Below are 10506 nucleotides of genomic sequence, written 5' to 3' on the forward strand. Positions count from 1 at the left end.
CCCGGTTATGTCCGGGAATGTAACCCGCCTGGCGCTGTTATCCACGGAGACGCAGAATAGAGCCCAACGAGTTCCCTAGCACGCCCCGGAGACCAATGGCTGTGCTCGACTACTCCTACCTGGACCTGTATCTCCCCCGGGACACCCCTCGTGAGGTGGCGAGGCAGATGCTCACCGAGCATGCCGAGCACGGAGACTGGGAACTGGAGCGGCTACGCCTTTATCCCGACGGCAGCAGACGCGTCCGGCTGCGTCGGAAGATCATACGGGCCGCCAGGACCATGTGAGCCGCCGGGACGCGGACGCGCACGGTCAAAAGGGCTTTGCCGTTCCCGGTCCGTCGGCGCGCGCATCGAACGTGCGCCGACCCGTCTTGTGAAGATTACTCGGCAAATGAGCTTTGCCCGTCCCGGGCCGCGCCCCCGGAACGGGCAAAGCGTTCGTGCCTCCATCCACTGGCGGTGGGAAGGCGTCCTGGTCGCCCGCGCCGGGAGCATCTGTCGAACACTCCCTGGCGCGGGCGAGTGATATCCCTCGCCTCCGTCAGCCGCGCGCCGCCGGGTCACATCCGTGCGGCCGTCGCCGCCGGAGGGGTTCCCACGCTGACACGCGCGGCCGTACGGCTACTTGCGGCCGAACCGGAAGCGGCGGGTGACGGCGAACAGGCTCGCCGAAGCGGCGAACATGGCGCCGAGGGCCAGAGCGAGGAACGAGGCCGGGTTCATCCCGGTCAGGCCGACGGGCTGCTCGGCGCTCATCAGCTTGAGGCTGCTCAGCTCGCCCAGCGGCAGCACGCCGGTGCTCTTGCTCAGGTCGCCGGTCGGGAGGCTGCGCGCCGTGTCGGCGACGGGCAGCGAGGCGGTCGCGTCCTCCAGCGTCTGCTGGGTGGGCAGCGTACGGGTCGCGTCGCCGAGCGCGCCGCCGGCCTTGGAGACGGCCGCCGGGGTGCTGCCGCCCTTGTTCCCCTTCTTCGCGGGGGCGCCGGGCAGGCTCGGCGTCTCCGGCAGGCCGAGCATGTTCGGCAGGTCGCCGATGACCGGAGCGGAGGGAGCGGCGGCGGCGCTCATCGGCTGCACCGTGTGCTTGCCGGACAGCACCGACGCGCCCGGCATGGCGGGCATGACCGCGCCACGGGCGGCCTTGTGCTGCGGGTAGCCGTGGTGCTTCCAGCCGCCGCCCACCTGGGCGCCGCCCAGGCACCCCGCGGCGGCGTCGCCGAGCACGGCGACCGAGTTGCCGCAGACGTTGATCGGCGCGGTGATCGGGGCGACGATCTGGTTGCCCGCGAGGATCCCGTGCTTGCCGGAGGTGATGTTGCCGCCCGCGCCGACCCCGCCGCCGAGAACCGAGGCGCCGCCCCGGCAGCCCGCCTGGGACCGGCCGATGACCGACACCGCGTTGCCGCAGACGTTGACGGGGGCAGTGATCGGGGCGACCACCTGGTTGCCGCCGAGGATCGAGCCACGACCGGACGTGACGTTGCCGCCGGCCCCCCGGCCGCCGTGCTTGTTCCAGCCGCCGACCACGGTCGCGCCGCCGCGGCAGCCCGCGAAGGCGTCGCCGACGATCGCGACGGCGTTGCCGCAGACGTTGATCGGCACGGTGATCGGCGCGACCACCTGGTTGCCGCCGCCGACGCTGTGCACCCCACTGGTGACGTTGCCGCCCGCACCGCCGCCGGACCAGCCGCCGTGCCCGCCGTGCCCGTGACCTCCGTGCCCGTGGCCGCCGTGACCGCCGTAGCCGCCCTTGCCGCCGTGACCGGGCTTGGAACCGCCCTGGCAGTTGCCCGAGCCGTTGCCGCAGACGTCGGCCGGCGTGACGATGGGCGTGACCACCTGGGTGCCGCTGCCCACCGAGAAGCGGCCGTCGTTGTCGTGTCCCGTCGAGCCGGGGCGGTGCGTGTGACCGCCCCCGTGGTGACCGCCGTACCCGCCGTGGCCACCGTGACCGCCGTGACCGTGACCCCCGTGGCCGCCGGAGCCGCCCACGGACGAGCCGCCGTGGCAGCCCGAGAACGCCTCGCCGATGACCGCGACGGAGTTGCCGCAGACGTTGATCGGCGCGGTGATCGGGACGACCACCTGGTTGCCGCCCAGGATCGAGCCACGGCCGCTGGTGCGGTTGCCGCCGGCGCGGACGCCGTCACGGCCGCCGCCGACGAAGGCACCGCCGCGGCATCCGGCGGTGGCGTCGCCGAACACGGCGATCGAGTTGCCGCACAGGTTGATCGGCGCCGTGACCGGCGCGACGACCTGGTTGCCGCCCCCGATGCTGTGCACGCCGCTGGTGCGGTTGCCGCCCGCGCTCGCGCGCTGTCCCGAGCCCTTGACCGCCGCGCCGCCGCGGCAGCTCGCGTCGGACCGCCCGATGACCGACACCGCGTTGCCGCAGGCGTTGACCGGGGCGTTGATCGGCGCGACCACCTGGTTGCCGCCGAGGATGCTGCCCGCTCCGGAGGTCTTGTTCTGCCCGGCGCCCACGCCCGCGCCCTGCACGGCCGCGCCGCCCAGGGAGGAGGCCCGGGACTCGCCGACGACCGCCACCGCGTTGCCGCTGATGTCGATCGGCAGGGTCACCGGGATGTCGACCTGGTTGCCGCCGAGCACGGAATGGCTGCCGTCGGTGTCGGCGAAAGCCGTACCGCTGCCAAGGGCCATGACGCCGGCGGCCAGAAACGCCGCGGAAGCCGAGCCCTTCGCCCACGTTCGCATGATGGATGCTCCTAGTGGTTCTTCTAGGGGGTTACCTGACAGCTCGCGACGCATGTCCAGGCTGTATGAGCACAGCGGAGCCGTGGACGGTCACGAGGATGGGAGATTCCGCGTCACCCGCGGGAGCCTGCCGCCCGGGCACCACGAGCGAGGGCAGGCGATGGCACCGGTCGCCGTACGACGGGGACCGGCACGAAGGCGGGATCAGTCAGGAGAGAAAGACGGGTCGTCCGCCGCTGTGCGGACCACCGGGGGAACAACCGCCGCCAGAGGGGCGGGCAGCTTGGTGAAGCGCGGTTCGAACACGTCCCGCGCGACATCCCCGAACAGGATGTTTCCACCGCTCGACTGCGGGACCAGGCCCTGGTCTGCGGGCGCGTGATCCGCGGTGGAGGGCGGCGGGAGCAGAGGCTTCGACTGGCTCGTGAGCCCGTCGACCGTGCGCCCCGCCATCGCCTCGGCGTTCACCGAGACGTCGTTTGCCGCCGTGGGGAAACCGTCGGTGCTCTCCCCATGGGACCCGGCCGCGCCCGGTGAGGACGTCAGCCCGAGGTCCGGACCTGTGAGACGGTCGGGGAGAACCGACCCGGCGACATCATGTGAGGGTGCGGCCCCGGCCACGGACGTCGCCGTGCCGAAGACGCCGAAGATCACGCCGAGCAGCCATCCGGCGGCGATCAGCCCGCCGATGACCAACAGGCGGCCCAGACGGGAACCGGCCGCGAACCGCGCCATCCGGCCCCGCTCGACGGAGCCGGGAGACGTGACGCGCACGCCGGGAGCGGCGGCGGGCCTGCCGGCCCCCCACTGCTCCTGCGACGTGCGCGTCACGCGACCTCCCCAAACCGCTGAGTCGAACAGCCCGCCGGGTCAACCCGGAGCGGATCCAACCCCCAACGGAGAGTTACTGTAGCGGCACGGCACGTGATCGCAAGAGCTTTCTCAGCAGTAATCGAGGAAACGGTCAAGGACCCTGACGCCAAAGCGGAGCGAATCGACCGGAACCCGCTCGTCGACGCCATGGAACATCCCGGAGAAGTCCAAGTCTTCGGGAAGCCGCAGCGGCGCGAAGCCGTAGCCGCTGATGCCGAGGCGGCTGAACGCCTTGAGGTCGGTGCCGCCGCTCAGCGTGTACGGAACGGCCCGCGAGCCCGGGTCCTCCTCGTGCAGCGCGTCCGCCATCGCCTTGACCAGCGGGCCCTTGAAGGGGGTCTCGACCGCCACGTCGTGATAGACGAACTCCCGGGTCACGTTCGGCCCGAGCAGCTCGTCCACGGTCTGGAAGAACTCGTCCTCGTAACCCGGCAGGAATCTGCCGTCCACGTGCGCGCTCGCGATCTGGGGGATGACGTTCGCCTTGTACCCGGCCTGCAGCATGGTCGGGTTGGTCGTGTTGCGGAGAGTCGCGCCGATCATCCGGGCCAGCGGCCCGAGGGTGGCCACCGCCGCCTCCGCGTCCTCCGCCTTGATCTCCGTGCCGAAGACCTCCTCGAAGAACGCCTGCACGGTGGGCGTGAGCCGCACCGGCCACTTGTGCCGGCCGATCCTGCCGACCGCCTCGGCGAGCTCGGTCACGGCGTTGTCGTCGTTGAGCATCGAGCCGTGCCCGGCCCTGCCCTTGGCGGTCAGGCGCATCCAGGCGATGCCCTTCTCCGCCGCCTCGATCAGGTACAGCCGGCCCTTCTCGGTGGTCACGCTGAAGCCGCCGACCTCGCCGACGGCCTCGGTGCAGCCCTCGAAGACGTCCGGGTGCCGCTCGGCCAGCCACTGGGCGCCGTAGTGCCCCCCGGCCTCCTCGTCCGCGGTGAAGACGAGCACGACGTCCCTGGGCGGCCTGCGCCCCTCGCTCAGCCGCTGCCGCATCACGGCGAGGATCATCGCGTCCATGTCCTTCATGTCGACCGCGCCGCGGCCCCAGACGCACCCGTCGGCGATCTCGCCGCTCAGCGGGTGATGGGTCCAGTCGGCGGCGTCGAACGGCACGACGTCCAGATGGCCGTGGAGGACCAGGGCGTCCCTGCTCGGGTCGGCGCCCTCCACCCGGGCGACCACGTTCGCCCGCCCGGGGTCCGATTCGAGGATGCGCGGCTCCAGGCCGACCTCCGACAGCTTCCCTGCCACGTACTCCGCGGCCTCACGTTCTCCCGGCCCCGCGTTGTCCCCCGCGTTGACCGAGTCGATGCGGATCAGGTCGCGGCACAGCTCGGCGACCTCGTCCTCCCCGTAGCGTGGGGTCATTGCGCCTCCTCCTGCCGGCGGATCCGTCCGAGGTCCGGCCCGCCCTTTCACGTCGTACGGCTCGCGCCTCCATCCTGCCGCCGTACGGGCGTGACGTTCACCCCCGGGCCGCCGCGAGCCGCGCGGGGCGGATTCCCGGTATGAAGCACGGCGGAGAGAGTGCTAACCTGTATCCGCCGACGCGGGATGACGATCCTGCGTGAGGCACCACGTCCGGGTGGCGGAATAGGCAGACGCGCTAGCTTGAGGTGCTAGTGCCCAGTGATGGGCATGGGGGTTCAAGTCCCCCCTCGGACACGAACCTTTTCACTATGTGAGGGCTGAGATTCACCTCGGCCCTCACTTTTGCTTTGCCTGGGTGGTAGGTCAGCCGTAGGCCGAGGCGCTGGTAGACCTCGCTCTTGCGGTCGGTCGGGACCTCGGTGATGGCTCTGGCCATGTCGCCGATCTCGGCGACAAGGGCAGTGATCTCCTCCCGGGACATGCGGGCGCTCCTCGTGGTCGTACGGAGTTCCGCCTCGGCCCTGACCCGCTCGGCCTTGGCCTCGGCGATCCACTTGCCGATCTCTTCCGGGTCGCCTCCAGCTTCGAGCGCGGCTCGGTAGCGGGCCATCTTGGTCTCGGCCTGAGCGATCTTCGCCTTGGCGATCTCGGCCTTCGCGTCGTGCCCGGTGTCCGCCTGGTCCACGTACATCTCGTCGATCGTCTGGGCGACACGATGCGGCGCGAACGCCTTGCACAGCCAGCGGTCGACGCGCCGGAGGATGGCGTCCTCACGCAGGTAGACGTTGCGCGGGTGGTCGAGCTTGTTGCCCAGGGCGTACTCCCGCGGGAACGTGCAGCGGTAGTAGGGAGCCTCGTTCACCCACTGGCTCTGCATCTTCCGCTCGCAGATGCCGCAGATCATGACGCCCTTGAAGGCATAGGGGTGGCGGGAGCGGTGCGGGGCGTGCTCGCATGAGCCGCGCCCCCGCCCGGCGAGCATGTCCTGCGCGTCTCGGAACGACACGTCATCCACAAGCTGTGGATGGACGACCCGTTCGGAGAAGATCCATTTTTCGGAGTCGTTCCACCGGAGCTTGGTGGTGTGGCCGAGTGTGACGTCCTCGACGTCCAGCAGCACCTCATCCTTGCGCTGCCGGTTCCACACCTGACGGCCCGTGTAGCGGGGGTTGGTGAGGATCGCCCGGATGGCGCTCTTGGACCAGGCGATCCCGGACCGGTGGCGGTTGCGATTCGGGTCGTGGGCAGAGGGGCTGGGGATGCCGTCGCGGGTCAGCCCTTCGGCGATGGCGAACAGTCCCTTGCCTTCGAGGAACTCGCGGAAGATCCGCTGGACGACCGGGCCTGCGTAGGGATCGAGGTCGAGACCGCGCAGCCTCTTGCCATCAGCGGCCTTGGCAGGGTTCGGGTGCGGTCCCAAGTCGATCAGGCGATAGCCGTACGGTGGGCGTCCGCCGAGATACCTTCCCTCGATCTCCGCCATGGCGGCCATCGCCGTCCGGACCCGGACCTTGATCCGGTTGCGCTCGCCCTTGCTGACTCCGCCGAACATCAGCATGATCAGCTCGTGCGCCTCGTTGGTCGGGTCGATCGGGCCGCCCACCTCGGGCACCCATAGGGGCACCCCGAAGTGGTTGAACAGTTCGAAGGTGTTACCGAACTGGTTCCCGTAGAACGCCCGCTGGGGCTCGCCGACGACGACCGCCTCGAAGGCCCGCCGTGCATTCCTCAACTCGGCGAGCAAGGCGCTGGCCTCAGGCCGACGCTGGGGCGGGATGGATCGTGACTTGTCGACGTCGAAGTACTCAGCGACGATCTCGCCGCCTCGCGGCTCGATCAGCATCCGTGCGCGGCGCATCTGCCACGCTCGGGACGCTTCCGGGTCCTGCCGGTCCTCCGTGGAGACCCGGCCCCAGAAGGCGAACGATGTCACTCTTTCTCCAATCTGCTGAAGGTGAGCGGGCGACCTCCCAGAGCGGAAGGTCGCCCGTATGGCGGTGAAGACAGGAGGTCAAAAACCGACGGAGGGGTGACCGTAGTCCTCAGGGAGGGGCGCGGAAGCGGTGACCGTCACCCGCCCGGGCTGGGGCGGGCACGTGCCGCACGGACGTCCAGGAGGATCCGCAACAGCGCGCGTCCGACCCCCGGAGGGAACCGGGAAGGCAGCTCCGGCAGTTCGACCTCGATCTCGTTGCGGTCCGACTGCACGCCATCCGCGGAGGCCGCGTCTTGCGCACCCAGATCACGATGGCACTCGCGCCCCGCCTGATCGGCTCCACCTCCTGACTCACCACCTCTCTTCGGACCTGTCTGCCGCGGCAGTGCCGCTGCTGACCCAGACCCTGCAGGGTAAGGCAGTGAACCTGCTTTGGGAGGCCCTGAGCAGGCCCTTTGTGGCTGTTCAGTCACCCTCGCCTCCTGCCGGGATTGCCGCACCCGCAGCACCGAGGAGCCGGGTTCGGGCCAGCTGGCAGTAGTCGGCGTTGAGCTCGATGCCGGCGAACTTCCGGCCGAGTTGCCGGGCGGCAATGCCGGTGGTGCCGCTGCCGGTGAAGGGGTCCAGGACGGTGCCGCCGGGGCGGCAGCCGGCGGCAATGGCCCTGAGCGGGATGTCGACCGGGAACGCCGCGAAGTGCGCGGCTCGCAGGGGCCGGGTGGGGATCGACCAGACGTCCCCGGGGTTCCTGCCGTTGGGGTGCGCGGCGGCATGCCGCTCACCCGTGGGCCGCATTGCCGCGCCGTGCCGCGGGCCGGCCGGGTCCTCCCCGTACTTGCCGCTCGGGGGCCAGGCCGTCGTGATGCTGTTCGGCTTGTTGCCCCCGGCTCGTGCCCGCCTGGAAATCGGACGGTCGCCGGTGTAGGGCTGACGGACCGGGTCGAGGTCGAACCAGTACCGCTGCTGTTTGACGAGAAGGAAGATCAGCTCGTAGCGGTTCGACATCCGGTCCCGGACGGACTGCGGCATCGCGTTCGGCTTGCTCCACACGATGGCGTTGCGGAGGATCCAGCCGTCCTCCTGGAGGGCGAAGGCGACCCGCCACGGCATGCCGAGCAGGTTCTTCGGCGGCACGGCCAGCCGGGCCTTAGGCCGCACCTCGGGCTGGCGCGGGTTGTAGTCCTTGCCCCGGGACCAGCCGTCGGAGTTGGCCGCGTAGCAGTCGCCCACGTTCAGCCAGCAGGTGCCGTCATCGGCCAGCACCCGGCGGGCCTCGGCGAAGGTGGCCCGCAGGTTCTCCACGTACGCCTCCGGTGTGGGTTCCTGCCCGTACTGGCCCTCGCAGTAGTTCCGCAGCCCCCAGTAGGGCGGGCTGGTGACGATGCAGTCCACCGAACCCTCGTCTATCTCGGCCAGCACCTCGCGCGCGTCCCCGTGGTAGAGCGCCGTCTGCCCTTCACGCCAGTACGGCTCACGCAGCCCGCTCATCGGCCGCCCCCGAAGGCCCGGGCCGCCCACAGGACGCGTGCAACGTCCTCGGCTCGACCGGCGGTGTGCCACCCGAGTGGCCTGGGGACGACACGGAACCCGGCGTCCCACAGATCGGTGCCGGATTCCTCGATGCGGGTGTAGGCGATCAGGCGCCGGTAGCCCATCTCGCGGACCGCAGTCCAGGCCGCGCTGAGCAGCGTCCGGCCAGCATCAGGTGTGCCGTCGGTGGCCAGGGCGAGGACCTCGGCGGTGTCGCCATCGTCGAAGACCTCGGCGGTGGGCCAGCTGATGAGCACGACACCAACGAGCGTGCCGTCACCGGCCTGGGCACCGAGAGCGAACGCGGAACCGGCCGACGGAGCGAGGCGGGGCTGGGTCCAGGCGACGAATGCCCGCGCGGTCTGAATCGGCACCGGCAAAATCACCAGCCGACGATTCTCCAGACGCTCCGGGCTGTTCAGGCCCTCGCACTCGTTGGCGATTGTCTTCTTGTCATTCCTGCTTTCCATCGTCTAGTCGGGACACGTTTCTCCGGATGCGTGCGCCACCGGTCCGCCGGGCGGCCCGAGGCGCATGACCAGGGATAGCCATCGACTCAGAGAGCCCTCAGAGAGCGAGCCCTCAGAGCCGGATCTGAGCCGGGAGACGCCGACTCTGAACGACTCAGAGGTCCCGGGCAGCGGATTATGCGAAAACTCTGCGGCGAAACTCTGAATCAGCTATGAGCAAATTCTGAGGCGGTGCGTAGACCAGTTTCCGAGACCAACGAATTCCTCTCGGACTGGAGCAAGAAAATGAGCACCGATCCCGTCACCGGTTCCCCGCTGGACACTGCGGAGACCTCGTTCCGGCTGCTGACGACAGGGCCGGGCGCGTTGTCCCTGGACTGCACGACATTCGCCCCCGCCCTCCCCAGAGGTGAGGTGAACCTGGCGGAGCTGCGGATGCTGCTCACCAGCCGGCACGTCGGCGATGAGACGCGTGACGCCGTCTGGCGGGAGCTGGTCACGCGGGCACGGGTGCGTAAGGGTGCGTGGACGGTCGCCGCTGTCGGGATGGCGATGCCCGCCCTGCGTATGATCGCCGCGGCGCTCACCCGGGACCTTTCCTACGGGGACCCGGTCGACGTCGACTCGGAGATCTTGGGCGGCTACCTGCGGGCCCTGCGCCGCCTGGACCTCGACACCACCGACGTACGGGCCCGGCTGTGCCAGGCGGCCCGGTGCGCGGGCGAGCGTGCCGTACGGCACATCGTCTCAACGGCGGGGCGACGGCAATTGCCGACCGAGTCCCCTCCCCGCCAACTTCCCCGTTCCTGCCCTGAGCTGGTGCTGGCCGACTCGGTGGCCCTCGGCGTGCTCAGCGAGCAGGACGCCGAACTGATCCTCCTGACCCGGCTGGGCGGCATGCCGCTGCGGCAACCGCCCGGCGCGACTCCCCCGCCCCCTGCTTCCTCACCCGATGAGGAAGCGCCTACGGCTTCCGCGCGGAGCCAGGGAACTCCGGATGCAGCAACCGCAACCGACCCGAAGGGAGGCAGGGACACTACCCCTGGCTCCGCGCGGATTTCCTCCCATCCCCAGCCTTCTGCCACGCGCGGCACCACCCGGGCCGCTCGCCGCTGGAATGTGCTGCCGTACGGCAGGTTGCGGCAGCGGGCGGCGCGAGTGATCGGTTTCCGCCTCCTGCCGATGCTGGCCGGCGCCGTGCCGCTGGTTGCCGCTGCGGCGACCAGCGCCTTGGCCTCGCCGGTCATCGCCGCTCCGTCGGACCTGAACACGGTCTTCACCAACCTGCGGAACTGGCTGATCGGCTTGCTGGCGACGCTGGCCACGCTGATGCTGACCCTCGGCGGGCTGCGCTACCTGGTGGCGGGCGGCGACCCCGGCGAGGTCCAAAAGGCCAAGGCCGCGTTGAAGGCCGCCGCCTTCGGCTACGCCCTTGCCGTCTTGGCCCCGCTGTTCGTGAGCATCCTCAAGCGCGTCGTGGGCGGGTGAGTCCCATGCCCCCGATTCGCGACAAGCTCGCGGCGGCGGCTTACCGCCACCGACTGCCTACGACAGCCGCACGCGCCCGGAACCTCATACCGGCTGGCAGCACGGCAAGGCGACCGGCTGGGGCTGC

7 protein-coding genes, 1 tRNA gene and 1 pseudogene are annotated in these 10506 nt (G+C 70.3%); 3 read left to right on the plus strand and 6 right to left on the minus strand.

Going from position 1 to position 10506, the window contains the following annotated elements:
- The first annotated feature begins 95 nt into the window (after positions 1-95).
- Positions 96-287, plus strand: a complete 192-nt coding sequence (locus AAH991_RS00365) for a DUF5703 family protein (protein WP_211592314.1) — start codon at positions 96-98, stop codon at positions 285-287.
- Positions 288-623: 336 nt separating this feature from the next.
- Here AAH991_RS00365 and AAH991_RS00370 read toward each other — a convergent pair whose 3' ends face one another.
- The 3 genes from AAH991_RS00370 to AAH991_RS00380 form a co-directional block, all read right to left on the minus strand.
- A complete protein-coding gene (locus tag AAH991_RS00370) occupies positions 624-2714 on the minus strand; it encodes a chaplin family protein (protein ID WP_346223908.1) in 2091 nt (696 codons plus the stop codon).
- A gap of 204 nt (positions 2715-2918) precedes the next feature.
- On the minus strand, positions 2919-3545 hold the full coding sequence (locus AAH991_RS00375; RefSeq protein WP_346223909.1) for a hypothetical protein: 627 nt from the start codon (positions 3543-3545) through the stop codon (positions 2919-2921).
- 111 nt (positions 3546-3656) lie between these two features.
- Entirely contained in the window at positions 3657-4952 is a 1296-nt protein-coding gene (locus AAH991_RS00380) for a M20/M25/M40 family metallo-hydrolase (RefSeq protein ID WP_346223910.1), read from the minus strand.
- A 211-nt stretch (positions 4953-5163) separates the two neighbouring features.
- On the opposite strand from AAH991_RS00380, the gene AAH991_RS00385 reads away from it, so the two are divergent.
- Positions 5164-5249 (plus strand) — tRNA-Leu (locus tag AAH991_RS00385).
- A 466-nt stretch (positions 5250-5715) separates the two neighbouring features.
- Here AAH991_RS00385 and AAH991_RS40415 read toward each other — a convergent pair.
- The 3 genes and pseudogenes from AAH991_RS40415 to AAH991_RS00400 all read right to left on the minus strand — a co-directional run.
- Positions 5716-6813: pseudogene (locus AAH991_RS40415) on the minus strand (recombinase family protein); the annotation flags it as partial.
- A gap of 543 nt (positions 6814-7356) precedes the next feature.
- Positions 7357-8379: a DNA-methyltransferase gene (locus AAH991_RS00395; RefSeq protein WP_346223912.1), complete on the minus strand. Its 1023-nt coding sequence runs from the start codon at positions 8377-8379 to the stop codon at positions 7357-7359.
- On the minus strand, positions 8376-8795 hold the full coding sequence (locus AAH991_RS00400; protein WP_346223913.1) for an XF1762 family protein: 420 nt from the start codon (positions 8793-8795) through the stop codon (positions 8376-8378). The genes AAH991_RS00395 and AAH991_RS00400 overlap by 4 nt, the downstream gene beginning before the upstream one ends.
- Positions 8796-9176: 381 nt before the next feature.
- Here AAH991_RS00400 and AAH991_RS00405 point away from each other — a divergent pair, with 381 nt between their 5' ends.
- Positions 9177-10379, plus strand: coding sequence for a hypothetical protein (locus AAH991_RS00405; RefSeq protein ID WP_346223914.1), 1203 nt, complete (start codon positions 9177-9179; stop codon positions 10377-10379).
- Positions 10380-10506: the final 127 nt, after the last annotated feature.

The sequence above is a fragment of the Microbispora sp. ZYX-F-249 genome (assembly GCF_039649665.1).
GTDB classification, from domain to species: domain Bacteria; phylum Actinomycetota; class Actinomycetes; order Streptosporangiales; family Streptosporangiaceae; genus Microbispora; species Microbispora maris.